Annotated in this window: 23 protein-coding genes and 1 tRNA gene; 17 read left to right on the forward strand and 7 right to left on the reverse strand. The window is 27.2% G+C overall.

Features of this window, described 5'->3' with window-relative positions; translation table 11 throughout:
* Positions 1 to 276 precede the first annotated feature (276 nt).
* From Q0H31_RS04860 to Q0H31_RS04870, 3 genes are all read left to right on the forward strand, one after another.
* Positions 277 to 1,131, forward strand: coding sequence for a DUF368 domain-containing protein (locus Q0H31_RS04860; RefSeq protein WP_295296113.1), 855 nt, complete (start codon positions 277 to 279; stop codon positions 1,129 to 1,131).
* 103 nt (positions 1,132 to 1,234) lie between these two features.
* Positions 1,235 to 2,644, forward strand: coding sequence for an AAA family ATPase (locus tag Q0H31_RS04865; RefSeq protein ID WP_295296114.1), 1,410 nt, complete (start codon positions 1,235 to 1,237; stop codon positions 2,642 to 2,644).
* Positions 2,645 to 3,358, forward strand: a complete 714-nt coding sequence (locus Q0H31_RS04870) for a hypothetical protein (protein WP_295296115.1) — start codon at positions 2,645 to 2,647, stop codon at positions 3,356 to 3,358. It abuts the gene before it with no gap.
* A gap of 9 nt (positions 3,359 to 3,367) precedes the next feature.
* On the opposite strand, the gene Q0H31_RS04875 is transcribed toward Q0H31_RS04870, so the two are convergent.
* Positions 3,368 to 3,613 (reverse strand): hypothetical protein, encoded by a 246-nt coding sequence (locus Q0H31_RS04875; RefSeq protein WP_295296116.1) that lies wholly within the window; start codon positions 3,611 to 3,613, stop codon positions 3,368 to 3,370.
* Positions 3,614 to 3,729: 116 nt separating this feature from the next.
* Between Q0H31_RS04875 and Q0H31_RS04880 the strand changes: the two genes are divergently transcribed.
* From Q0H31_RS04880 to Q0H31_RS04910, 7 genes are all read left to right on the forward strand, one after another.
* A complete protein-coding gene (locus tag Q0H31_RS04880; protein WP_295296117.1) occupies positions 3,730 to 4,551 on the forward strand; it encodes an ElyC/SanA/YdcF family protein in 822 nt (273 codons plus the stop codon).
* Positions 4,548 to 5,954, forward strand: a complete 1,407-nt coding sequence (locus Q0H31_RS04885) for a sodium/glutamate symporter (protein ID WP_295296118.1) — start codon at positions 4,548 to 4,550, stop codon at positions 5,952 to 5,954. The genes Q0H31_RS04880 and Q0H31_RS04885 overlap by 4 nt, the downstream gene beginning before the upstream one ends.
* A gap of 111 nt (positions 5,955 to 6,065) precedes the next feature.
* Positions 6,066 to 6,524, forward strand: coding sequence for a D-glycero-beta-D-manno-heptose 1-phosphate adenylyltransferase (gene rfaE2 / locus Q0H31_RS04890; RefSeq protein ID WP_295296119.1), 459 nt, complete (start codon positions 6,066 to 6,068; stop codon positions 6,522 to 6,524).
* A gap of 79 nt (positions 6,525 to 6,603) precedes the next feature.
* Complete coding sequence (murC, locus tag Q0H31_RS04895; protein WP_295296120.1) at positions 6,604 to 7,986, forward strand: UDP-N-acetylmuramate--L-alanine ligase; 1,383 nt, start codon at positions 6,604 to 6,606, stop codon at positions 7,984 to 7,986.
* On the forward strand, positions 7,961 to 8,890 hold the full coding sequence (locus Q0H31_RS04900; protein WP_295296121.1) for a UDP-N-acetylmuramate dehydrogenase: 930 nt from the start codon (positions 7,961 to 7,963) through the stop codon (positions 8,888 to 8,890). The genes murC and Q0H31_RS04900 overlap by 26 nt, the downstream gene beginning before the upstream one ends.
* Positions 8,891 to 8,946: 56 nt before the next feature.
* Positions 8,947 to 9,315 carry a DMT family protein gene (locus Q0H31_RS04905; RefSeq protein ID WP_295296122.1) on the forward strand — a complete coding sequence of 123 codons (369 nt, stop codon included), beginning with the start codon at positions 8,947 to 8,949 and terminating at the stop codon, positions 9,313 to 9,315.
* A gap of 71 nt (positions 9,316 to 9,386) precedes the next feature.
* The gene (locus tag Q0H31_RS04910; protein ID WP_295296123.1) at positions 9,387 to 10,478 is read left to right on the forward strand and encodes a PP2C family protein-serine/threonine phosphatase; all 1,092 of its coding nucleotides are present in this window, start codon (positions 9,387 to 9,389) and stop codon (positions 10,476 to 10,478) included.
* Positions 10,479 to 10,548: 70 nt separating this feature from the next.
* Here Q0H31_RS04910 and Q0H31_RS04915 read toward each other — a convergent pair.
* Positions 10,549 to 10,621, reverse strand: a tRNA-Asn gene (locus Q0H31_RS04915).
* A 415-nt stretch (positions 10,622 to 11,036) separates the two neighbouring features.
* On the reverse strand, positions 11,037 to 12,059 hold the full coding sequence (locus tag Q0H31_RS04920; protein WP_295296124.1) for a hypothetical protein: 1,023 nt from the start codon (positions 12,057 to 12,059) through the stop codon (positions 11,037 to 11,039).
* A gap of 211 nt (positions 12,060 to 12,270) precedes the next feature.
* Between Q0H31_RS04920 and Q0H31_RS04925 the strand changes: the two genes are divergently transcribed.
* From Q0H31_RS04925 to fliD, 3 genes are all read left to right on the forward strand, one after another.
* Positions 12,271 to 12,963 (forward strand): RadC family protein, encoded by a 693-nt coding sequence (locus Q0H31_RS04925; RefSeq protein WP_295296125.1) that lies wholly within the window; start codon positions 12,271 to 12,273, stop codon positions 12,961 to 12,963.
* Between the two features lie 3 nt (positions 12,964 to 12,966).
* A complete protein-coding gene (locus tag Q0H31_RS04930) occupies positions 12,967 to 13,386 on the forward strand; it encodes a helix-turn-helix transcriptional regulator (protein ID WP_295296126.1) in 420 nt (139 codons plus the stop codon).
* 138 nt (positions 13,387 to 13,524) lie between these two features.
* On the forward strand, positions 13,525 to 15,729 hold the full coding sequence (gene fliD / locus Q0H31_RS04935; protein WP_295296127.1) for a flagellar filament capping protein FliD: 2,205 nt from the start codon (positions 13,525 to 13,527) through the stop codon (positions 15,727 to 15,729).
* On the opposite strand, the gene Q0H31_RS04940 is transcribed toward fliD, so the two are convergent.
* The 4 genes from Q0H31_RS04940 to Q0H31_RS04955 all read right to left on the reverse strand — a co-directional run bounded on the left by Q0H31_RS04940 (position 15,726) and on the right by Q0H31_RS04955 (position 20,419).
* A complete protein-coding gene (locus Q0H31_RS04940; RefSeq protein WP_295296128.1) occupies positions 15,726 to 16,613 on the reverse strand; it encodes a DMT family transporter in 888 nt (295 codons plus the stop codon). The genes fliD and Q0H31_RS04940 overlap by 4 nt on opposite strands.
* A 48-nt stretch (positions 16,614 to 16,661) precedes the next feature.
* Positions 16,662 to 18,296 carry an ankyrin repeat domain-containing protein gene (locus tag Q0H31_RS04945; RefSeq protein ID WP_295296129.1) on the reverse strand — a complete coding sequence of 545 codons (1,635 nt, stop codon included), beginning with the start codon at positions 18,294 to 18,296 and terminating at the stop codon, positions 16,662 to 16,664.
* Between the two features lie 69 nt (positions 18,297 to 18,365).
* Entirely contained in the window at positions 18,366 to 19,727 is a 1,362-nt protein-coding gene (gene mgtE / locus Q0H31_RS04950) for a magnesium transporter (RefSeq protein WP_295296130.1), read from the reverse strand.
* Positions 19,728 to 19,744: 17 nt separating this feature from the next.
* The gene (locus Q0H31_RS04955; protein WP_295296131.1) at positions 19,745 to 20,419 is read right to left on the reverse strand and encodes a hypothetical protein; all 675 of its coding nucleotides are present in this window, start codon (positions 20,417 to 20,419) and stop codon (positions 19,745 to 19,747) included.
* Between the two features lie 151 nt (positions 20,420 to 20,570).
* On the opposite strand from Q0H31_RS04955, the gene Q0H31_RS04960 reads away from it, so the two are divergent.
* The 4 genes from Q0H31_RS04960 (at position 20,571) to Q0H31_RS04975 (ending at position 24,794) form a co-directional block, all read left to right on the forward strand.
* The gene (locus tag Q0H31_RS04960; RefSeq protein WP_295296132.1) at positions 20,571 to 21,473 is read left to right on the forward strand and encodes a hypothetical protein; all 903 of its coding nucleotides are present in this window, start codon (positions 20,571 to 20,573) and stop codon (positions 21,471 to 21,473) included.
* A 229-nt stretch (positions 21,474 to 21,702) separates the two neighbouring features.
* Entirely contained in the window at positions 21,703 to 23,004 is a 1,302-nt protein-coding gene (locus tag Q0H31_RS04965) for an extracellular solute-binding protein (RefSeq protein WP_295296133.1), read from the forward strand.
* A gap of 46 nt (positions 23,005 to 23,050) precedes the next feature.
* A complete protein-coding gene (locus Q0H31_RS04970; protein ID WP_295296134.1) occupies positions 23,051 to 23,929 on the forward strand; it encodes a carbohydrate ABC transporter permease in 879 nt (292 codons plus the stop codon).
* A gap of 13 nt (positions 23,930 to 23,942) precedes the next feature.
* On the forward strand, positions 23,943 to 24,794 hold the full coding sequence (locus Q0H31_RS04975; RefSeq protein WP_295296135.1) for a carbohydrate ABC transporter permease: 852 nt from the start codon (positions 23,943 to 23,945) through the stop codon (positions 24,792 to 24,794).
* Positions 24,795 to 25,025 lie beyond the last annotated feature (231 nt).

Consider the following 25,025-nt stretch of genomic DNA (forward strand, 5'->3'; position numbering starts at 1 on the left):
TAAATTATGATACACCTATGCTATACTTTAAGAAATTAAGGAATTCCTAACTGCAATATGTCTGGCTCCTGTGCAACTATAAATAATTATTGTTCAATATATATTAATAAAACATTATGAATTACATAAAAAAGTATATATGTTTTTATTGTAAAAAAATGTAAAAAAAATGTAAAAAAATACTTGATTAAAATTGTTTGTTAATATATTATCACTTTCCAAAATAAAGTATAAAAATTATGTATTTAGAAATTTATGAGAGGTTTATTAAAAATTATGAAAATTATAGGCAATTATATATACACAATTATTAAAGGCTTTATAATAGGAGCTTCAATGCTTGTACCGGGTTTCAGCGGCGGAACTATGGCTATGATACTTGGAATATATGACAAATTAATAGCTTCTTTAAGCGGCATACTAACTTTTTCAAAGAATGAAAACTATATTTCAAAAAATAAACTCAACTTTTTGTTTTTAATATTTTTTTGTGTCGGCTCTGTTTTGGGAATGGTTATAATTTCAAAGCCTTTATCAAACTTAATAGAAAAATATTATACGGTATCTTCTTTCTTTTTTATGGGGGCGGCACTTGGCGGCTTTAATACAGTTTATAATAAAACCAAATCTTATAAGTTCGATTTTTTAAGTATTATATATATTTTGTTAGGGGCTGCCATAGTATATTTAATATCAATGATACCAGAAGGCTTTTTCAGCAGAGGAGGCGATAGAAGCGAAACATTTATGTATTTCATACTTGTAGTTGCTGGTTTAATTGTAGCAATAGCTATGATACTTCCGGGTATAAGCGTGTCATATATGTTTTTGCTTTTGGGGATATATAAAGAAACTATTGATGCAGTTCATAATTTATATTTTCCATATTTGATTCCTTTGGCTATAGGAAGTATTTTAGGTGTTGTGCTTACTACAAAATTGCTTGAATATTGGATGGAGCATTATGTAAAATCTTCTTACTTAATAATATCAGGTTTTGTATTAGGCTCTATTATACAGGTATTCCCCGGTATTCCAAAAGGCATTGAATGGGCTTTATGTACTATAATGTTTTTGGCGGCCTATTTTTTGATAAGGCTCTTACAGAGATTTGACCCGGATAATAGATAATAATATTTTATAAAAATTATATGATTAATTATTTTTTATGAGTATTTACAAAAAAATATAATATTATATACTATATTCTAATCTATTAAGGTAAAATTATAAAATGTTGGTAAAATTTTCAGTAGAAAATTATAAATCTATTTATGATAAAATTGAATTGGATTTTAGAATAAAACCTAAAAATTCCGATGATGAAGAAAGTATAAATAATAATCCTTTTGTATTAAAAATAAATAATGACTATATTTCAAAGTTATGCTTATTTTATGGACATAATGGTTCAGGTAAAACTAATATATTTGAAGCAATATTAGATATATGTTTAAGCAATTCTAATAATAATTTTTTAAATGATATATATAAACCTAATATGATTTATGGAGAAAATGAAGAGTCTAAATTTGAAATAGAGTTTTATTCTAATGTTTTGAATGAAAATAAAAATGAATATTCATTATATAATTACAAATTAAATGTTAAAAATAAAGAAATAGATGATGAATACAAAAAAAGTATACAAATTACAAAAGAAATTCTTACAGAAAATGGTGAAATAGTTTTTGAAAGAATTAATAATGATGTGGTAAAAAATACTATAACAAATGATAAAAAAATTGTTATTCCATCTGATAGAACGTTCATTACTTTTTTGATGGATATTTATACAAAAGAAAAAGATGAATTTGCTAATATTATAAATTATAATAGAACGATGTCTTCTATATTATCTGTTACTATAAATAAACCAAATTATTTATCAATACCGGATTTTACTAATGTTTTATTTAATGAAATGTATGATATTTTAGAGGAATTTAATCTCTTAGATTTTTATATGCAGCTTATAAAGATAGCAGATATTGGCATAGATGATATAAAATTTGAATTATCTGAGTTTGATAATATAAAAAAATATATGAGATTATTAGAAAAATATACTAAAAATAATTCTGATAAAAAAGAAGCATACGAAGTAGCATGTAAATTTTTAAATAATATACAAGAAATAACAGATGAATATGATGAATTAGGCTTTATGAAAAATTTTAAGAAAGCTTTTTCATATAGGAATGGTAAAAAGGCTCCATTTGATGAGATAGAATCTGACGGGACTAAAATATATGCATTTCATATGTTTAATATAGTTACAGCCTTAAAAGAAGGAACTTTATCATTACATGATGAATTTTATGGAGTTCAGCCTGATTTGATAAAAACTGCATTTTTGTTATTTAAAAAAAATAGATATAAAGATATTGAACAAACTGCTCAATTTTTTATGACAACACATGATATAATGCTTATGGATTTTAAATATTTGCTTTTAGAACAGATTAAATTTGTAGTAAAAGAAGATAATAAGACTTATGTTTATTCGGCTTCTGAGATAGAAGGATTAAAAAAAGAAAATTTAATTGAAAATTATAAAAATAATAAATTAGGTGCAAAATATTTTCCTAGAGCTTACGATTTACCTATAAAAATGCATGTTAATAATTATAGTGAGTTGTAAATGAGTTTTACTATACCTAATCTTCTACAAGAAAGTAAAAAGAATAAATTAATATGTCTTTCAACTGGTATTTATGAGAAGAAATATTTATATTTTTTATTAGAGAATTACAGAGAAATAATAGATTATATTTGTAACCCTAGTGAATTAGAATTAATAGAAAATATAAGGAAATATCCTAATTTTAATAAAGATTTTAATCAGATAGATGACCGTTATAAAAATGCAGATGGGGCTTCTAAAGCAATAAATGAAATATTAGAAATTGTAAAATTAAAACTTGAAGATCAGTTTGCATTAGTAAATGATAAGTTAGGTTATATATTAGTTATGATAACAGATTGCGATAGAGGACCTTATGATGCTTTTTTTAAACTAAAAAAAGATGTAAAAAAAGTTTTAAATAACATTAATAATAAGATTGATTATTATTTTATATTTTCTTATAGAGGATTTGAGGATTGGATGAAATTTTATATTGATAATGGAGAAAATGTTAGAAATTTAAGAAGTATAAAAAAGGATATTATGTCTATGATAAATGAAAAAAATCCTCAAATTTTCAATAGGCATAGAGATGCCATAAATAAATATAAACAATACACAAATTATGATTTAAAATTAGATAATTATGAAACTATAAATAACTATCCATATTCAGATTTTCCATATTTTTTAGAGGATATAGAAAATAAATATAAAATATCTTTATAATTATTAAAACTATTCTTTTTTGTTGTTCTTGTTTTTGTCGTATATATATTTTATTGCAAAAACTAAAACAACAATTATTAGAATTTTAATGATAATATTAAGTATTCCATGTATTCCAAAGAAATGGTCGAAGAATGCTGGACCTCCCGGCATAGGCGGCGGCGGACCATCAAATCTTCTTAAATGATGATATGGTACTCCTCGGCAAGAGAGCAAGAATAATGATATTATAGATATATATATTGCTTTTAACATAAACAATCCTAATGTGTTTTATTATGTAATATTAGACGAATTATTTATATGGAAAGTTCCCAATATTTTTTACGATAATATTAAAAATATAATAATTTGGACTCTGTTGTTTTAGTATGGTGTTGAATAGATTAAAAAATAAATATATAAAAAAAATAAAATTAATAGCCTATGAGTTTAATTATATTAGTAAAAATTATAATAATATATTTTTAAAAATAATTAATTATATTTTACTAATTATTTATTCTTTATATCAATTTATTGTAGAGATTGTTATTATTTTTGTTTTTATAGCTTTAATATCATATTTTAGCGTATCGAGTTATTCAAAGAAATATATATATGACTCTATAGAAGATATTCCGTATAATGATGTTGCTTTGGTATTGGGAACAAGTAAATATTTGTCTGACGGCAGAATAAATATGTATTTTAAGTTTAGAATGGATGCGGCTTACGAATTATATACCAACGGCAAAGTAAAATACATACTTGTTAGCGGAGATAATAGGCATAAATCTTACAATGAACCTAGGCAGATGCGTTTAGACTTAATAAAACTTGGAGTTGATAAAAAGCATATATTTTTAGATTTTGCAGGATTCAGAACGAGGGATTCTATATTGAGAGCGAATAGGGTTTTTGATTTGAGTAATTTTACTATAGTGTCTCAGCCGTTTCACAATGAGAGGGCAGTGTTTATTGCTAGAGAAAAAAATATTAATGCAATAGCTTATAGTGCTGATAATGTAAGAAAGCTATATAGAATAAGGCAATTTCCAAGAGAGGTTGGAGCAAGATTACTAATGTTTGCCGATATTCTTTTTAATAGACCTCCAAAGTTTTATGGCGACCATATAAAAATAGAAGAGATAGAAATTATCAAAACAAAAAGCAATAAATTAAATAAAAAATCATACCAGGAAAAAAAATGACTTCTCAATTATTAACGCAATTACTTCAGGCATTGGGACTACTTTCAATATTATTATTAATAGGTACTTTCTTAAGAGCAAAGGTGAAACTATTTCAAGAATTATATTTGCCTGCCTCTGTAATAGGAGGATTTATAGGTTTAATTATATCTCCAGAGATTTTAGGTAGGTTTTCAAGTTATTCAATATCAGTTGAATATATTAAGTTTTATTCTCTTTTACCGGGTATTTTATCTGTGCCAATATTTGCAGCCATTCCTTTGGGTATGTTTTTGAATGAAAACAAAAGTATAAAATCACTTTATCCTGCTAAAGTTTTAATGCTATTTGCTATATTTCAATGTGCGAGTATGGCTCAATCTGCTATAGGCTATGCTACAAATATACTTTTTACAAAAATAAATCCAAATATGCCAATGTATAGAACATTTGGTTATGAGCTTTCTGCAGGGTTTGCTGGAGGACATGGGCTTGCAGCTTCCACTGGTAAATTGCTTGAAGGTTTTGGGCTTCCTATAATAATACAAGAAACTGCTCAGGGTGTTGCTTTAACTACGGCTACTATTGGGCTTATAGGTGGCATACTTTTTGGTATAGTTTTTATTAATATTGCTATAAGAAAAAATAAAACTAATATAGTAAAAAAAATATCAAGTGAAGACCCTACAAAGGTGGGCTATAATAATGATATATCTAAGCAGGCGAGTTTGGGAAGAGAGACTTTTTTCAGCAGTTCTATAGAAACTATAACTTTTCACCTTGCCATTATATTTAGCGTATGTGCTGTAGCATACATTGTATTAGGATTTATAAAAAAAGTAGGCATACAGGGGCTTAATGTTTTGCCTGTTTGGACTTATGCTATGATAATAATGTTTGCATTAAACTTCATTATAAAAAAACTAAAATTATCTTGGTGTGTAGATTCTAAAGTAAAGGCTAAGATAATGGGTACTTTAAGCGATTTTGCTATAGTGTCTGCCATAACAAGTTTGCCGATAGAGGCAGTTATCACTTATATGGCTCCTATAATTGTTATGTGTGTATTTGGCTTTATATTTACATATCTAATAGTGTTTTCTTTTACTAATATGTTATTTAAAGATGATTATAGTTTTGAAAGGGCTATTATTTCTTGGGGGACTTTGACAGGCGTACTTATAACAGGTATGACACTTCTAAAAATATGCGACCCAGATTATAAAAGTCCTGCTTTAAGCGAGTTTTCTTTAGGATTTTCATTAATGTCTGTTACTGGGCTTTTAGTTGTGCCTATTTTAAATACAGTTTTAGCTATTGGCTCTACTATAGATAATTTAATCACTGCAATAATCACTTCTGCTTTATATTTGCTGTTTGGTTTTATAGTGTTTTTTGCTTACAAAAAAAGATATAATAATTAAAAAAAATATAATTAATTTAAATTATTAGTTAATTATTATTGTTATTAATTAGTTTTATGTTATAATTAATATCAAAATTTCAAAATAGTTTTGTTTATACTTTGCTGATATATGAAAAAAAAGATAGTTAATGATTTAGAAGAATTAAAAAATATATTAAATAAAAGAGAGACAAAAAGAATAGTATTTACTAACGGCTGTTTTGATATTATTCATAGGGGACATGTAGAATATTTGCAAAAGGCAAAAGAGCTTGGAGATATACTTATACTTGGTTTAAATAGTGATGACTCTGTAAGAAGGTTAAAAGGTGATAGCAGACCAATAAATAATGAAACTGATAGAGCTATAGTATTATCTGCATTAGAATGTATTGATTATGTTGTTATTTTTGATGAAGATACCCCTTTAGAATTAATTAAATTTATAAAACCTGATATTTTGGTAAAGGGCGGAGATTATAAAATAGAAGAGGTTGTTGGCAGAGAATATGCTAAACAGACTGTATTAATAGATTTTGTAAATGGGTATTCTACCACAAATATTATAAAAAAAATTAATATTAAATGATTACAATTTTTTATGTAATTTTAACTAAAAATTATTTGTTTTGTTTTATAAAGATAAAAATTTTTATGGATATATGTGAATGTTTACAAAAAAGAAAGAAAAGATACATTTTATAGGAATAGGCGGAATAGGAATGAGTGCTATAGCATTGGTTCTTAATTCTATAGATGAGTTTACTATTACAGGCAGCGATTTAGCTAAAACTCCAAAGACTCAGTCGCTTGAAGATTGCGGCATAAAAGTTTATTATGGTCATAAAGAAAGCAATGTAGAAGATGATGTTACTGCAGTTGTTAGTTCTTCTGCAATAAGCCCTACTAATGAAGAGATAATATCAGCTAAAAAGAAAAATATCATTGTAATACCAAGAGGGGAGATGCTTGCTGAAATTATGCGTTTGAAGCAAGGCATAGCAATATCAGGTTCTCATGGCAAAACTACTACAACTTCTTTAATAAGTCAAATAATGATAGAGGCAAAATTAAATCCTATATGCATAATTGGCGGAAATCATTTTAATCTTAAGAGCAATGCTTATTGTAATCTTAACAGCGAATATATGGTTTGCGAGGCAGATGAGAGCGATGGAAGTTTTTTAAGGCTTTCGCCTGTATTTAGCGTTGTTACAAATATAGATAATGACCATTTAGATTATTACGGCAATGTTGAAAAATTAAGACTTGCTTTTTTAGATTTTATTAATAAAGTTCCTTTTTATGGCTGTTCTTTTCTTTGTTTTGAAAATGATGTTGTAAAAGATTTGGCTAAAAGTGTAACTAAGAAATATTATTCTTATGGTTTTTCTAATGAGTATGATTTTTATGTTGATAAAAACTCTATAAAGGTAGAAGGCTTTAAAACATATTTTAAGGCTTATTATAAAGATGTGTTTTTAGATGAGTTTGAACTTCCTTTAATAGGTGAACATAATATACTTAATTCTTTGGCATCAATTGCTGTAGCATATCATTTAAATATAGATACTAATACTATAAAAAAAGCACTTAAAGCTTTTGAAGGTGTTGGAAGAAGATTAAACAAATTATATGATAAAGAAATAACTTTATTTGATGATTATGCACATCACCCTACAGAAATAAAAGCTACATTATCTTCTCTTAGAAAAGCCTATAAAGACAGACGTATTATAGCAATATTTCAGCCTCATAGATACAGCAGAACTCAGCTGCTTTTAAATGACTTTGAAAATGCTTTTTTAGATGCTGATAATTTAATAATTACCGATATATATGCTGCAGGAGAAAGCCCTATTGCTGGAATTAGCGGGGAGACTATATGCAAAACAGTAAAAAATAATAATATAAAATATATAAAAAATATAGAAGATATATTGCCAGAATTAGAAAAAATAAAACAAGACGGAGATGTAATAATTACTTTGGGAGCTGGCAATATAGTAAAGGTTAGCAACGACTATGCAAAAAAATTATCAGGCTCTTGAAGATTTTTTACAAGAAAATAAGGTTACATACACTAAAAACCGTCCGTTTAAAGAATGTACTAGTTTTAGTGTTGGGGGAATAGTAGATTTATATGTTACTGTAAAGAATATAGATAAACTTCTATCTTTACTTGTGTTTTTAAATAAAAATAATATAAAATATTTTGTGATAAAAGATAAAAATAAATTCCTTGTATCTGATGATGGATATGATGGAGTTATAATATCTATGGAAGGCAGTTTTGAGGATTTTGAGTTTTTAGATGATTGCATATTAAAAGCTAATAGTTCTGCTATTTTGGAGAGACTCTCGCATGAGGCTCGTATTAGAAATTTGACAGGTTTAGAGTTTGTTGCTTTGGTTAATAGCCGAATAGAATCTGCTATTTATGGAGAGCTTGAATCTTTTGGAATATCATTTATGAACATTGTGGAAACTTTAACTGTGCTTTATCAGGATTTGATGATTATAAAAGATATATCCAAAAATGAATATTTATCTTCAAGCAGAGAAATTAAAGATAATATGATTATTTTATCTGCTACTTTAAAATTAGAAAAAGATTCTCCGGAAAGTATAGACAATAGAATAGATTGGTTTAGATATATAAGAGGTTCTGTTGCTCCAATGGAGGCTAATATTGGTCCTGTGTTTGAAGATTTTGATAATATAAAGGCTTATGAGATGGTTGAGAGAGTTGGAGGGCTTGATATGAAAGCTGGTACTATGAGATGGCATAAAAGATTTCCTAATTATATAGTTAATGAATGCATTTATATTGATAATTGCTCTACTGATATGTCTAAAGCTTCTGATGTATTATCTTTAATAGATGACACAAAAAAGAAAATAGAACAGCATTATGCTTTAAATCCTAAAATTAATATTAAACTTTTAAGTTAGTAAATAAATATTTCTTTTTTACAAATCATAATAAAAAAACAGGAGATTAAAAAATTATGAAGGGTATAACTACTATAGTATTGCTTATTTTATCAAATACATTTATGACTATAGCATGGTATGGGCATTTAAAATTTAGTGAAATGAAAGGCTTTGCTAAATTGTCTCTTCCTTTTGTTATATTAATTAGCTGGGGTATTGCTTTATTTGAATATTGTTTCCAAGTGCCTGCTAACAGAATTGGTTTTAATGGAAATGGAGGACCTTTCTCTCTTATGCAATTAAAGGTTATGCAGGAAGTTATTACTTTAACTATATTTACAATATTTACTGTTGTATTTTTTAAAACTGAAACTTTAAGAATTAATCACTTTATTGGATTTTTATGTCTAATATTAGCTGTATTTTTTATATTTAAAAAATAAAATATTTACAAATTATTATTTATTAATAAATTTGCATAATTATTTCTTTTTGTTATAATCAATAATTATATATGAGAAATGAAAATTTATTAATATTTTTTAAGATTATCGCTATAGTATTTTCTTTGCTATTTCTTATATTAAATATTGCTTCCATAATTTACTATGAAACTAAAATAGTATTTACTGTTTTGCTTTTATTATTTTTAATTTTTTTAATTTCTTTTTCTATTGTATACTTTTTTGTAAATAATTCTATAAGCAATTATAAAGAGATAATGGAAACTCAAAATAATGGGGTTACATATAGGCTTTCAAAAATTAGCAGCAATATATTAAATGATTATCAGAATGCCATAAAAACATTAAAAGAAAAGAATATGTATATATTAGGAAGATATGAGGTATTAGATACTATAAGAAAAAAATATAAAAAAGATATGAAGAATGCCAAAAAAATACAAAGTTCTATGCTTCCTAAAAAAATGCCAAAAAATGAAAGTTTATCTTCTTATTCGTTTTATAATCCTGTGGAGATAATAGGAGGAGATTTTTTCGATTATGTTTATTTAAATAATGATAATTCACAGATACTTTTTATTATATCTGATGTTAGCGGTCATGGTATAGATGCTGCTATAATAACTGCGGTAATAAAGACAGCATTTAGAGATTTATCTAAAAATTTCACAAGTGTTAAAGATTTGATTCATGATATAAATGACACTTTAATTAATATGATGCCAAATGGATATTACTCTACTATGATAGTTGCTAAAATAGATTTAAAAAATAGAGTTTTAAGTTATTCAAATGCATCGCACACTCCATTACTTGCAATACGTAATAATAGCATTAAAGAATATAGAAACGGAGGCACTATAGTAGGTTTGTTTCCTACAGCATATTTTTATGAAGAGGAGATTGAACTTAATAATGGTGATGTTTTTTTATTTTTTACAGATGGTATTATTGAGGCTTCCAAATCAAAGAACAAATATGATGTGTATGGTATAAATAGATTGAAAGAAATGTTTATGAGCAATAAAGCCTATAGTGCTGAAACTATCATAGAAGCTATTAAAATAGATTTTTATGAATATTTAGATTATAGGAGTCCTGATGATGATTGTTCTATGGTTATTTTTAAGGTAAATTATTGATGTGAATTTTATTTATTTTGAAATTAATTTTTGCAATAAAAAAGCCCCGAATTTACAGGGCTAAATAATGCTCCGAGAACAGGGCTCGAACCTGCGACCCGGTGATTAACAGTCACCTGCTCTACCGACTGAGCTATCTCGGAATATTTTTTTTCTTAACTTGTTTTAATATATTAGCATATTTGATAAAAAATGTCAATAGCTAAAACATTTTTTTTATGATTTTAATTTATTAACATATATAAAAAATTAAGAAATTGATTATAAGATGAAACTATATTTTAAATCTACTTAACCGCACGCTAAGCTAAGTAAAAAATATAAATTAAATAAAAAATAAAGATTGAATTATATAAAAAACTGTATTCAACGTGCGGAGGATAAAATTTATAATCTAATTACAGCTTGGGTGGGAATGCTTTTTTTATTTAGCATTTATAGAAGATTAAAGTAAAAAAAATTACATAGTATAGAAAAACTAATAGGGCGGGGGATTAAAATAATTTGTTAAACTATTATCTTAAAAGATATAAGTATGTATATTTTTTATCATATAATTTAATTTTTATATAATACAACAGTTCCAGCATTATCAGGTTTTGTGTATGTAACTTTATTATCATTAAATACAAATTTATGTTCTTTTGTTGGATATTTAGATGAGTATTGATATAAAATTAGTGTATTACCGCTCATCACAGGAGTAAATGTATCATATCTTTCAAGAGTACTTAAACTTATTTCGTCAAAACTAACAGTTAGAGTAATACTATTATTATTTGCATCTTTTCCAGTATATGTACCGCTATATGGAGTAAATGAATCATGTCTTTTTAGTTCTTCATACTGCAGCTGATCATTTATCCAAGAATTACCGAAAATTAATTTTTCATTATAGAAATGTAATTCTTGTTTTATTTTAGTTCCTCCTGTTTTAGTGTATATAATAGTTAACACTTTATCTTTTATTGAAGCAGTTGAATATGTGATGTTTAAATTATTATCTATATATATCTGTCCGGAAGCATCTATTAATATATAATATTTTTTGGTATCATCATAATCATAATAATAGTAATTTCCTGAGTATTCTATTAATTCAGCTATAGGTTCTCCTATTTTATAATCGTATCCTTTTGTAGGTGTATATGGCTCTTTATGGAATATTGCATTTGCAAATAGATATATGTTTCTATTGGTTGCAAAATTAAAGGTAAACATTTCATCATTTTTATCATAGCCGGTACCATCCACTTTTCCATCAATATATATTTGCAGCTTACTTCCAAATAATGTTTTAGTTGCATTAATTTCTGTACCATAGCCTGTATATATTCTATCTTCTTCTAATATATATCTTAAATCGAGACTTTCATCTTCATATTTTGCATAATATATTCCATTATGTTCTTTTATAAATGATGATATTTGAGTAGGATCAGTAATAGCTTTTTCTTTTTCTATTACACTTCCTCCGCCCAATAACAGTATTAGATATTCTATATCAAATGGAGTTGTTGAATCTGACTTGCAGGATATTAAAAATAAATTAATAATCATAACAATTATTTTTTTTATCATAATCCACTCCAAAACTTTATATAAAAAAATGATATAACTATTATATAAAAAGTCAATATTTTATCTAATTGTTAATTAAAAAAAATAAACAAATATTCTTTTTAAGGGGAAATTATGAATTAAATATTGTTTTAATTTATTTAATTTTGGCTTATTTTAAAAAAATATTTGTTTAACTATAGGTTATAGTTAATTTTAAGGATATATTAATATGTTTGTTAATGATAATTTTATTTTTGATTCTAATATTGAAAGCATTAGTTTAGAGAAAGAAAAAGAAATAGTATCATATTTAATTTCTAATGGTATATCTCAAAACCGTGCTAATATTATAACGGATAAGCTTTATTATAAGTTTCATAATTTGTATAATATAGTAAACTCTGATGAGAAAGAACTTTTAAAAATTAAAGGTATAACCTCTAAAAAGATTTTTATATTAAAAAACATACCAATACTATTAGAATATTATTTAAATAATAGCCTGAAAAGTGATATTTTAGAGTTTAAAAAGAAGGATTTAATAAATTACCTTATTATAAAATTGGGAAGGCTTAAGTTTGAAACTTTTTCTATAATATGCTTAGACATTAATAAGAGATTCATTTCTATAGAACAAATATTTAGAGGCACTATAGATTCTGCTACTATTTATCCGAGGGATTTAGTAGAGAAGGCATTATCTTTAGGTTCTAGTTATGTTATATTATCTCATAATCATCCTTCCGGCATAGCTAAACCATCTAATGCTGATATTGAAATAACAGAGATAATATATAAAGCATTTTTTATGGTTAATATTAAAGTTATAGATCATATTATAATAGCGGGAAATCTTCATTATAGTTTTAGAGAAAATGGAATATTGGACAAATATAAAGATAGTATAAAAGTAGGAGTATGATAAATGGATATAAACAATTTAAAGAAACATTTTTTTAAGAGTATAGTATCAGATTGTAAAGAAGAAAATAAAGATATAGATGATAATAATGATGAGCTATCTATTTTATCTCATATTGGCAATAGCATACGAATTATAAGGAAGTATCAGAATAGAACAATATCACATATAGCAGATATGGCTCAAATGTCTCCAAAATATTTGCAAGGGGTAGAAGTTGGAAAGAGGAATATATCCATAACTAATTTAAATAAAATAGCTAAAGTATTGAATATACCTGTATCTTTTTTAGTTTATGATTATCAAAATACAGAAAATAATAAAAAGCTTCTTTCTATTGTTATGAAGCTAAAAAATTATTCTATTGAAGAGTTAGAGAATATAGATAATATTATAAATGATATAAAAAGGATTGAAAAATAGTTTTTAAATATTATGCTAACTATATTTTACATTATACCGAAATATTTTATATATTTTAATAAGAAAACATATTTTTTTACATAATTATATGTATTTTAGTTTTTAATTATATATAAAAAAATTAGGGGAATTTTATATATGGCTACTAGTGATGCTTTTCTTGAAGAAGTTTATAAAAATGCAGTAGATGCTGAAGTTAATAAGAGGAGTCTTACTCTTTCAAATCTTTCTGATAATGCTAAAAATTATCAAAGAGAAATATCTGCTTATGAAGATTTAAAAAACAGATTAAATATATTAACTACTACTTCTAAAGAATTGTACGGTTTTCGCTCCCCATTTAAAAATTATGTTGGTACAGGAGAGGGAGTTCCTGATTATTTTACTGTATCTGCTAACAGACTTGCAAGCACAACTACTTATGATATAGAAATTAAAGAATTAGCAAATAGCCAGAAATTCTCTTCAAAAGCATATAACATGAATGATATGCTTCCTGCCGGCACTATAAAATTAAAAGTGGCAGAAGAGGAATATACTATAGATTTTGCAGGAGGAAGTTTAGTTAACTTGCAAAAAACTTTAGAAAAAACATTCGGCAAAAAAATAAAAACAACTATCACCCAAAAATCAAGAAATCTTCAAGTTCTCACTATGGACTTAGTTAAAACAGGTTCTAAAAACATAGTAGAAGTAGTAAGCGATGATGCTGGTATATTAAAAGAACTTAATATGTTTACGAGAAGACCTTATAGATATTTGGGTCATATATTTAATGAAAGTTTAATAAATAAATGGAAAGATGAATCTGATAATTTAACTACAAATTATATGATAAAGAATGATTTTATTGTATTGAAAGGCATAAATAAATTATCAATGCCTTTACATAGAGAGGCTGAAGCTAATGAGAATATCACTATTTCAATTACAGCGAGGGCATCTGATACTTTAGATGATGCTGATGAGGAAGCTCCTATAATGCCTCCTACTGTTGATTTATCTATACCAGATACAGGACTTACTTTCAATAAAATAGACAGCGTAATATATAAAGATGTTGAGCTTTATGGAGAGGGATTATCACCCGCAGACAGTTCGAGGACATTTGAGGATATAAAAAAATATAAAGAAGCACTTGAAGCAGAGAGGGCGGCCAAGAAAGATGCTGAGGCTGAAGCACCTGAAGCTATAGATGCTACAGGGTTTAATTCTGAGATAATAGGTGTTAAATATATTAATAAGACAGGAGATGAGGTTGAAAAATTCTTTGCTTTGCCTACTATTAGTTCTAGTTGGCAGAGATTAAATATACCTATAGGAAGTCAGTTTGAAGAGGGAGATGTTATTACTCAGGTAGTTCTTATAAATAAAAATGAAGGATATAATATTTTTTATAAGGATTTATTAGTTGAGGATATGGGCAGAGAAGAGGACGCTCCAAACTATTTAATATCTGAGGCAACGGACGCAAGAGCTTCTGTTGATGGTATAGATGTGCTTAGTGAAAGCAATGAGTTTAAAGATGTTGTAGATGGTCTTAATATCACAGCTTTAAAACCTACACCGGAGGCGTTTGCTACTACAATAGAAGTAGATAAAGAGGGAGTAGTTGATGCTATAGTTAATTTTGTAAGTGCTTATAATGATGTTATAGATTTGCTTAATGATACTACTCATATGCCTTTAAATAATGATGTAATGGAAAGTTTAGAGACTATGAGCAGAACTGATATGATAGATTTGGCAAATACATTGGGTGTTGTTTTTGACCCAGAGCTTAGCGATACTGCTTTAAGAAAAAAATTATACTATATTGGTGTGTTTAGCGGCAATACTTTAGTTAATAATATATCTCAGAGAATTAAATCTATTATAGCTGCTCCTTATGAAACAGAATACGGAGAGGAGTTAGCTTTATTAGACCAAATAGGTATTAACAGAGGTAATGCCGGTGAAGATTGGTCTGTAGTTAAAAAGGGTTATTTACAGATAGATGAAGAGAAGTTTATGAATAAAATAGAAACTCAGATGGACGGTATAGAGGAATTATTTGCTAATGATACTTCTGGAGATGATATACCAGACACTGGGGTTGCTTATGCCATGAATGACTTTGTAACGCCTTATTCACAGACTAGGGGAATAGTTGAAAATACAATTGCTATGACAAAGACTCGCCTTGATGACAATAAAAAGCGTATGGATGCAGAAAAAGATAGAATAGAAGAATATAGACAGCAAAGGTTAGCTTCCTACTATAGAATGCAGTCAGAATTGCAGCAGGCTGAACGCGAGAGAAAAAGACTTGAGTCTATGCAAAACCAAAATAACGGAAATTAATTCTTTTTAATATTGCTTCCTATTTCACATATAAAGATTGCTGATATTATAAAGAGTCCGCCTAAAATTGTTTTTATATTAATAGAGTCTTGCATAAATATAATACCGCATAAAGCTCCTAAAAAAGACTCTAAACTTAATATTATCCCAGTTTTATGAGGAGATACATATTTTTGCGAAACAGTTTGAAGCAAATAAGCCATCGCAGTAGCTCCTATTGCTAAGTATAAAAGAGAATATATAGTTTCATTAGAAAGACTTGAAATATTTAATGGTGTTCTTGTTATAAGACCTAATATTAATGATATGCTTCCTGCAGTTAATAATTGCAGAGATGCCATTTTTATGCCATTAACTTTTGGTATTATAGTATCTATTAATACTAAGTGAATAGCAAAAGCTACTGCACATAATATTGCAAATAAATCTCCAATTTTTATATTTTTTATTCCGTCTACTGATGTGAGCAAATATAAACCTATTAAAGTTATAAGTGCTGCTATGAATGCTGCTGTATGAGGTTTCTTTTTATATATTATCCAAGTAAAAAAAGGCACTAATATAACATATGCCCCTGTAAAAAATGCTATTTTTGATGCAGTTATAAATTGAGCACTAATTGTCTGAAGCCAAAAACCAAAAAATAAAGTTATTCCAATCGGTAAAGTTAATAAAATATCTCTTTTAGTTATAGTTCTTGTAATTTTAAAAAATATTAAAAATAAAAATATTCCGCCTATGAAATTTCTAAATCCAACAAGATAGAATGGAGGAACTTCATTTACAACAACTTTCACAGCAACAAAACTATATCCCCATATCAATGCAGTTAAAAAAAGTCCAATACTTCCTAATTTTTCTTTGTTATTATTTTTATCTGTCATATTAATAAAAGTCCTAATATCTTATTTTTATTTGTGATTAATATTTATTTATAATTTACTTTGAATAAAATCTATTATCTCTTTATTTCCTATATCTTTTGCAAAATTATATTCTTCTTGTAAACTATAATTTGGATAATTTATTTTATAGAAGTTTATAATTAATTCACATATTTCAAAGTTATTTCTTAATATAGCAATTTCTAAAGCAGTGTAATTATCAGAGTTTTTCTCTTTAACGCAAATGCCCTTAGACAGTAAGTAATTAACTACTTCTGTTTTTTCATTGTCTGCAGCTATTATTAATGCTGTTTCATTATTTTTACTTTTTTCTATTAATATGTCTGGATATATTTTTAATGTATATTCAATAATATCCATATATCCTTTAGCACAAGCAAACATAAAAGGATTCCAGCCGTTTTTATCTTTTTCTTTTATGTCCATTCCCTTTTGTATCAAATATTTTACTGATTTCAAATTATCGTATATAACTGCCCACATTAAAAGGCTAATATTTTCTTTTTTGTTTTTTAAAATTAAACCATTATTTAGTAAAAGTTCAATGATTGTAATATTTCCGCTCATTGCAGCATGAGCAAGAGCATTTCTTCCTAAATTATCCACTAATTTAACATTAGCATTATTGTCCAAAAGTTTTTTTACTATTTCAATATCTCCAACACTTGCAGCATACATTAAAGGCGTTATATCATCATCATCAGGCATATCAATATCAACATTATATTTAATTAAAAGATCAACAATATCTCTATTAGAAGTTTCTATGGCATATATTAAAGCCGATTTACCTTCATCAGATATTCCATTAGGTGATATTCCATTCATAAGCAAATATTCAACCACATTTTTATGCTTGCCGGAAGAGGCGAGAGCTATAGCTTTAGGAGCATCTTTTTTAGATGTGTCAAAAAAATATCTAACAATATCTAAATGCCCATTATGTGCTGCCGATATAAAGGCACTAGAGAATATATTTTCTTTTCTATCATTTTTTAATTTTGAATGAATATAATGAACGAGTGATAAATTACCGCTAATAGAAGCTACCGTAAGGGCATATCTTGGTATTTCTAATTCTTGTTTATTTAATATATATTCTACTATTTCTATATTTCCGCTGGATATTGCATAATGAAGTACATTCTCTTCATATATGTCGCATTCATCAAGTTTAGCACCATTATCAACTAAAAATTTTACAGCATCATAATTTGATAATTGGCAAGAATACATAATAGGTGTAATATGTACATCAGTTTTAGCATTAATATCAGCTTTATTTTCTACTAATAGTTTTATTATATCCGTATGATTAGAAGAAGAAGCATAATGCAAAGCTGTTGCATTATTTACATCTTTCATATTAATATCAGCTTTATTTTCTATAAGGAGTTTTACTATATCATAATGACCATTGGTAGCTGCATTCATTAGCGGAGTTATAAATAATTTATCTGTCTTGTTTACATCTGCCCCTGCCTTTATGAGCATTTCTACTATTTTTGTATAACCAAATTTAGCAGCATGCATTAAAGGAGTAAGTCCTAATACATTTTCTAAATTAATATTTATATCATTGTTTTTTAATAAAATTTCTACAGCAAGAATATTATTGTTAGCTGAAGCTTCATGTAATTCTATTTCTATTTCTCTCATCATAAATGAATATACCTTTTATTATTTTCTATATTATATAATATATTATAAAAACATCAAATTAATATTTTTTTATTTAGCTAATATGTAAAAAATTATAGTAGCTATAGAGCAATATATACCTGCACCAGCAATATCGCATATAGAAGTTAATACCGGAGCACCGCTTATAGCCGGGTCTAATTTGCATTTAGTTAATATAAAAGGTAAAGTTAAACCAATAATGCTTCCAATAAAAACTATGCTGAACATAGATATGCTTACAATTATTGCTATTTCAAATCCTCCTCTTATAACACCTAATATACTAGCACCTAACGCCATACTTAATCCTAATATTGAAGAAACTAACACTTCCTTTGAAAGTAAATATATCCAATCTTTTAATACAACATCTCCTATAGCAAGAGAACGTATAACTAAAGTTGCAGATTGACTTCCTGCATTGCCGCCGCTTCCTATGAGTAATGGTAAAAATGCAACTAACACTATATGCTTTTGTAATGTGTTTTGGAATATGCTTATAACACCGCCTGAAAATAAATTTACAAATACCAAAGCTAAAAGCCATAATATTCTTTTTTTATACATTGTAAATATAGGCGTAATTTTTAGATTGTCATCAAATTGATTATCATCAGAAGTAATACCTGCCATCTTGTGAAAATCTTCTGTATATTCTTCTTCGGCAATGTCTAATATATCATCTACAGTTACAATTCCAACCATAGAGTGTTTATTGTCTATAACTGCCAATGAATGCAGATTATATTTTTTTATAATTTCTATGGCATTTTCTTTATCTTCATATGCTAATATATATGGGCAATTATTAACTATATCTTGTATAAGAACTTTTTGTCCGCTGAAAAATAATTGTCTTAGAGCAATAGAACCTATCAAAGTTCTTTTATTATCTAATACATATATAGTAGTATAAGTTTCTGCATCTTCTATATTGCTTCTAACATATTCAAAAGCCTCTTCAACCGTCCAATCGGGCTTTATGCTTATATATTCAGGTGTCATCATACGTCCGATACTGTCTTCCGGATATGATAACAGTAAAGAAGCAATCTCTCTCTCTTCGTTTCCAAGTAATTTTAATATATTTTTAGACATATCTTCATCTATAGATTCTAAGAATGAAGTTCTGTCATCTGGATTAATATTCTCAAGTAATTCTTTAATTTCCTCATCAGTCATACTTTCTATAATATGCTGCTGATCTATAGAAACTAACTCTGGAAAAACTTTTATAGAATATTCTTTTGGAAGAGTTTTAAATATATTAATTTTATCTTCATTTTTAATAGAAGTGATTAAATCTGCAGTTTCTGCTTCTTGCCAGAGAGATAGTATTTCACTGATATCTTCCCATTGATTTTGTTCTATTAAGTCTTCTATTTCCGGCAATAATAATTCTTTTAGCATTTTTACTTTTCCAACTATTAATAATCACTAGACCCTACTAAATAAACCCCTATTTGGAAACCAAAGTCAAATGAAGATATATTATATCTTGAATAGTTTGGAATTTTTTGATTTATATTAAAATCATAATTAAAATATAATCCGGCTGCTAATGCTGAGAAACTATTTAAATAATATCTAAAGTCTATAGTAAATTTTATATATGGTATATAAGCATTATAAAAGTTTTCTTTAATTTTATCGTAGTTGTAAGTAATTTTATTTTCAGCATATTGTATATTTGCTTGAAGAGGTAATTTTACCCCAGAGCCTATTCCTAAAGATAGAAATAAAATAGACACTCTTGCCATCCCGCCAAGATTTAAAGTATCAAAATTATATGAAACAAGACTTCCATTATTAGCAGTATCTCTAAAGTTGTAAGAGCTTCTATAATATCCAATATCAGCGAGTACATCTACGCCAATTAGCCCAGAGAAATCATAAAAATATCCCGGCTGGAGCAGCACTCCAAAATCAAAAGCTCCAGAAGATTTTAATGAATCAATTTTTTTACCGTCAGAGTTTTTTATATCTGTAAATGCAAAACTTCCAGTAAGAGGCACAAATAAAGCAGCTCCGCCTCCATGTCTTGCAAATGCTGTTGAAGTTATTGTAAATATAGCACAAAATAATACGAATAATTTTTTCATAAAACACTCTCTCTAAATAAACAACTATACATATTACTATATAATAAAACTATATAATGTCAAATTAATTATTTTTTATTATTAAAAAACTTGTTAAAAATTTTTTATTATATTAGAATAGTTCAAAATAAATTAATATTAAGTTTTTATCATGAAAAAAATATATATCATTACAATACTTTTTTTTAATTGTTATTTTTTATTATATTCGCAAGATGCATCATCAAATGATTATAGTTTTACAAATCCTTTTCGTGTTTATGATATTGATAAATATTATATTGGCTGGCAGGACCCGAGGGCTTTTATAGGGAGACTACTTTTTGCTAAGAATTTTGATGTTAATAAAAATCTAATGGCGATGGACAATAGTGCTAATTGGGATTTTAAATCTGTTTCTATTTATATAGAAGGAAGGCTTGCTAGTGAGATAATGTTTTACAGAAATAAATATTTTTCTGTGGGTATGGCGGCTGGTATGGATATTTCTATACTTGGAAGAAGCAATGGGCTTTTTGATGTTTATGACTTTTCAGGACAATTTGCTGTGTTTACTGATTTATGGCTTCAGAATATTGCTGGTATTAACATGAAGATAAGATTTATTCCTATGTATCACCAATCTACGCATTTGGTTGATGGGTTTAAGGGAGATTACAAAATTAGAAGCGGAAGCAGTTATGAGTTTGCTTCAGTTGCAGCATATTATTATATAAAAAACTTTACTATATATTTAGGTACAGAATTGTCTTATAATGCTGTAGGAAACAGTCCTCAGCTTTTTAGAGTGCATACTGGTTTAGATTATAGATTTCCTTTTTATAAAGATATTATTAGTTTAATAGCTGGAATTAATACTGGGGCTATACTTGATAAGAAAGATAGGTTAGGGCTTATAAAAGAGCCTTGGCATGGATATGTTAATGTTGGAATAGGTTTAGAGTTTTATAGATTTACCGTTGCTTTGAAATATGGATTCGGTAAGCCGAGAGGAGCTTCAAGTTATTTTGGATATGAAAATAAGATTGGTTTAGAGATAAGTTTGATTTTCTAATATATATTAAAATACTTTTTTATTTAGTATAAAATTAACTTCAAAGTAAAATTATATCCTATAGTCTTATAAAAAATATTAAAAATATATAGCTTGTTTATAATTACATTCCACATATATAGTGAAAAAAATAGGTTTTTGAAAAAATAATATCTTTATTTTATTGAAAATAGATAAATATTTACTTATAATATTAGAACACAATTAATTAAAAACTTAAGGAGTCATTATGTTCAAATCCAAATTTCTTTACATCTTTATTGTTTCGATGATAGTTATTTTTGTATCTATATCATGCGGAAAAAAACAAAGCGAAGACGGAGTTATAGTTTTAAAAGGATACAGTCAAATAGACCCAGTAAGTCCTCAATATAGAGATGAAATGATGATAATAAGCAATTTTAATGCAGAACATACTAATATAAGAATAGAATGGGAGTATGTAAGCGGAGAGCCATATCACCAAAAATTCCAAGCTATGGCAGCAAGCGGAAACATACCTGACATATTTATAGTTTATTTAGGAAGCCGCTCTTCATATATTACAGACAGAGGTTTAGTTAAAGATTTAAGACCTTATTTAACTGACGAAATAAAAAGTGAGTATATTGACCTTATATGGGAGCCTCAGGGACCTAATGGTGAAATATATTTTATATCTCCAAATTTAGCAGTATCACATGTTATATATGCTAACAAAGCATTAATGGACGAATTAGGTTTAGAATTTCCAAAAACACAAGATGAACTTTTAGCTCAGGGCGAAAAAATAAGAGCTGCTGGATATACTCCTTTAGCTATAGGAAATCAGGCTGATTGGGTTATGAACTCATTATTTTTATCAGCTTTAGTAGACAGATTCGGCGGAAAAGAATGGTTTGATAAGGCTATGAAAGGAGAGGCTAAATTTACTGATGCTAATTTTGTAAATGCTCTTAAGGTAATTGATACTTTATCAAAAAATAAAATGTTTAATCCCGGTATGATTCAAATGACTCAAACTCAGGCATTGGAAGAATTTGTACAAGGAAAGGCAGTATATCTTATAGATGCAGGCTGGAGAATAAGTGCTATGAATAATATGATGTCTCCTGAAATGGTTGAAAATATAAGATTATATGTTTATCCTGAAATACCCGGAGAAACTGTTCATAATTCAAGCACTTCTACTTTAGGCGAGGGTTGGGGCATAAGTAGCAAATTAAGCGATGAAGAGGCTAAAGCTGCTATGGAGTTTATGCTTTATGTAACAGGCAAAGAGGCTGCAGAAATAAAAGCTAAAGGCGGACTCATTACTACTTATAAATTAGATTACAGCACTATAGAATTAGACCCTATTACTTCCAAATATGTAGAGTTTGTAGATAAAACTCCTATGGGATACATAATAGATGCTAAAATGGATGCTGAAGGAATGGGAGTATTAAATCCGGCTATACAGTCTATGATACTTGGAGAAAAAACTCCTGAACAAGTTGCAGAAGAATATGAAAACTGGGTGGCACAAAACGACAGTCATAGAATAAAATAATAATATATTATAAAAAATAATAATAATTAATTTTACGGATTAAATTATGATTAATAGCAGAGAGAAAAGAATCGCCCATGCGGGATTTGTAGGACCTGCTTTACTAATATATTTGCTTATTATAGTGTTTCCGGTTGGAATGAGTTTTGTATTGGGATTCACCAACTGGAAAGGCTATGGACCTTTAAATTTTATAGGTTTTGACAATTATATACGTATGTTTAAAGATCCTATATTTCTAATGGGTATAAAAAATAACTTATGGATAATGCTTATATCTGTGTGCGGTCAAATTCCTTTAGGACTTATTTTGGCTTATATGCTCCATAGAAAGATGGTGAAAGGCAGTAAGATATTTGAAATAATGATATTTTTGCCTATAACTATATCATCTATCATAGTAGCTTTGATGTGGTTTAGAATATTTTCGCCTATAGGAATATTCCCTTATATAGTAAGAAAAATAACAGGAAATCCTGAATATGTTGTGAAAATATTTGAAAATAAAAACTGGGCTATTATACCTATACTTTTTGTATTATTATGGCAGCATACAAGTTTATATATGGTTATCTTTTTAGCAAATTTGCAAAGAATACCAAATGCCATTATAGAGGCAGCTGTTATAGACGGAGCAAAAGAAACTGATATATTTTTAAAAGTTGTAGCTCCGCAGCTTGCTGGCGTTATATTCATTAATAGTATATTTGCTATATCTGGAAGCTTTAAAAGTTTTGATTTAATATACGCTATGACAGGCGGAGGACCTGCACATTATACTGAAGTTATTGGTATTTATATGTATAATAATACTTTCGTCTATCAAAATTATGGATTTGGTGCTGCCATATCTATAGTGATGGTGTTATTTAGTGTTATTGTTATAGCAATTTCTAAGCTGCTTCTAAAAAGATATGAAGACTAAGGAGTATTAAAAAATGGAAAAAAGAAAAAATAAAATAAATGATGCTCCATTAACTTGGAAAATACCTGCTTATGTTATAATGATAGCTTTTACTATAATAACAATATTTCCTATAATATGGCTATTATATTCATCATTCAAGCCGCATGCAGAGATATTAGCTTCTCCATTATCATTGCCTTCAAAACCAACAATTTCCAATTATGTAAATGCTTGGGAAATTGGGAATATGGGAATAAGCATATTTAACAGTATATTCTATACTTCAATTGCAACGGTATGTACTTTGATATTAGCAATGGCGGCGGCTTTTGGGCTTACTAAATTTCCATATAAAAGCAATGGATTTTTCTATGGTGCTTTTACAGGAGGTTTGTTAATAACTGTGCATGCTGTTATAGTGCCTTTGTTTTTAATGGAAAGCAGAATAGGTATTATAGATACAAGAATAGGTGTAATACTGCCGTATATAGCATTTGATTTGCCTATGAGTGTATTGATAGCATATTCTTATGTGAAGAGTATACCCGATGCTTTAATAGAGGCATCTTTAATCGACGGAGCTAATTATTTTCAAATATTTTTTAAAATCATATTTCCATGTTCAAAACCTGTTGCAGCTACTATGGTGATACTATCATTTTTAAGACACTGGAACGAGTTTATGTTTGTATTTATTTTAACAACAGGAAATGATAAAAGAAGTTTGCCTGTAGCTTTAAATAATTTTGCAGGAAGATTAAATGTTGAATATGGTATGCAATTTGCTGCTTTGGTTATTTCTATAATTCCTATGATAATATTTTATTTGATATTCCATCAGCAGCTTATAAAAGGTTTTGGAGAGGGAGCGTTGAAAGAATAATAATATATAAACATAAAAAATATAATTTAGTAGACTTGTTTCAAAAGTAAATAAAGAAATATTTATAATGTTTTTTATTTTAGTATTTATAGAGCTTTGCAAAGAATTAGTCTTTTACGGCAGAAATAAATCCTTTAAAGCTTTGCAGAGTAAGTTCTTATGATAATAAAATAACTCATTGTGAAAAACAATTATAAAACTATAATTTTCTCAAGTAGTTTTGAAATGAGT

This window comes from uncultured Brachyspira sp., from assembly GCF_934747485.1.
Taxonomy (GTDB): Bacteria; Spirochaetota; Brachyspiria; order Brachyspirales; family Brachyspiraceae; genus Brachyspira.

Bases quoted from the DNA above. Each gene is read 5' to 3' on its own strand.
- rfaE2 (WP_295296119.1), top strand. From the start codon at position 6,066: ATGAAAAAAAAGATAGTTAATGATTTAGAAGAATTAAAAAATATATTA.
- murC (WP_295296120.1), top strand. From the start codon at position 6,604: ATGTTTACAAAAAAGAAAGAAAAGATACATTTTATAGGAATAGGCGGA.
- Q0H31_RS04945 (WP_295296129.1), bottom strand. From the start codon at position 18,296: ATGATGAGAGAAATAGAAATAGAATTACATGAAGCTTCAGCTAACAAT.
- Q0H31_RS04965 (WP_295296133.1), top strand. From the start codon at position 21,703: ATGTTCAAATCCAAATTTCTTTACATCTTTATTGTTTCGATGATAGTT.
- Q0H31_RS04960 (WP_295296132.1), top strand. From the start codon at position 20,571: ATGAAAAAAATATATATCATTACAATACTTTTTTTTAATTGTTATTTT.
- mgtE (WP_295296130.1), bottom strand. From the start codon at position 19,727: ATGCTAAAAGAATTATTATTGCCGGAAATAGAAGACTTAATAGAACAA.
- Q0H31_RS04885 (WP_295296118.1), top strand. From the start codon at position 4,548: ATGACTTCTCAATTATTAACGCAATTACTTCAGGCATTGGGACTACTT.
- Q0H31_RS04940 (WP_295296128.1), bottom strand. From the start codon at position 16,613: ATGACAGATAAAAATAATAACAAAGAAAAATTAGGAAGTATTGGACTT.
- Q0H31_RS04910 (WP_295296123.1), top strand. From the start codon at position 9,387: ATGAGAAATGAAAATTTATTAATATTTTTTAAGATTATCGCTATAGTA.
- Q0H31_RS04905 (WP_295296122.1), top strand. From the start codon at position 8,947: ATGAAGGGTATAACTACTATAGTATTGCTTATTTTATCAAATACATTT.
- Q0H31_RS04955 (WP_295296131.1), bottom strand. From the start codon at position 20,419: ATGAAAAAATTATTCGTATTATTTTGTGCTATATTTACAATAACTTCA.
- Q0H31_RS04970 (WP_295296134.1), top strand. From the start codon at position 23,051: ATGATTAATAGCAGAGAGAAAAGAATCGCCCATGCGGGATTTGTAGGA.
- Q0H31_RS04975 (WP_295296135.1), top strand. From the start codon at position 23,943: ATGGAAAAAAGAAAAAATAAAATAAATGATGCTCCATTAACTTGGAAA.
- Q0H31_RS04925 (WP_295296125.1), top strand. From the start codon at position 12,271: ATGTTTGTTAATGATAATTTTATTTTTGATTCTAATATTGAAAGCATT.
- Q0H31_RS04875 (WP_295296116.1), bottom strand. From the start codon at position 3,613: ATGTTAAAAGCAATATATATATCTATAATATCATTATTCTTGCTCTCT.
- Q0H31_RS04930 (WP_295296126.1), top strand. From the start codon at position 12,967: ATGGATATAAACAATTTAAAGAAACATTTTTTTAAGAGTATAGTATCA.
- fliD (WP_295296127.1), top strand. From the start codon at position 13,525: ATGGCTACTAGTGATGCTTTTCTTGAAGAAGTTTATAAAAATGCAGTA.
- Q0H31_RS04880 (WP_295296117.1), top strand. From the start codon at position 3,730: ATGGTGTTGAATAGATTAAAAAATAAATATATAAAAAAAATAAAATTA.
- Q0H31_RS04870 (WP_295296115.1), top strand. From the start codon at position 2,645: ATGAGTTTTACTATACCTAATCTTCTACAAGAAAGTAAAAAGAATAAA.
- Q0H31_RS04900 (WP_295296121.1), top strand. From the start codon at position 7,961: ATGCAAAAAAATTATCAGGCTCTTGAAGATTTTTTACAAGAAAATAAG.
- Q0H31_RS04920 (WP_295296124.1), bottom strand. From the start codon at position 12,059: ATGATAAAAAAAATAATTGTTATGATTATTAATTTATTTTTAATATCC.
- Q0H31_RS04865 (WP_295296114.1), top strand. From the start codon at position 1,235: ATGTTGGTAAAATTTTCAGTAGAAAATTATAAATCTATTTATGATAAA.
- Q0H31_RS04860 (WP_295296113.1), top strand. From the start codon at position 277: ATGAAAATTATAGGCAATTATATATACACAATTATTAAAGGCTTTATA.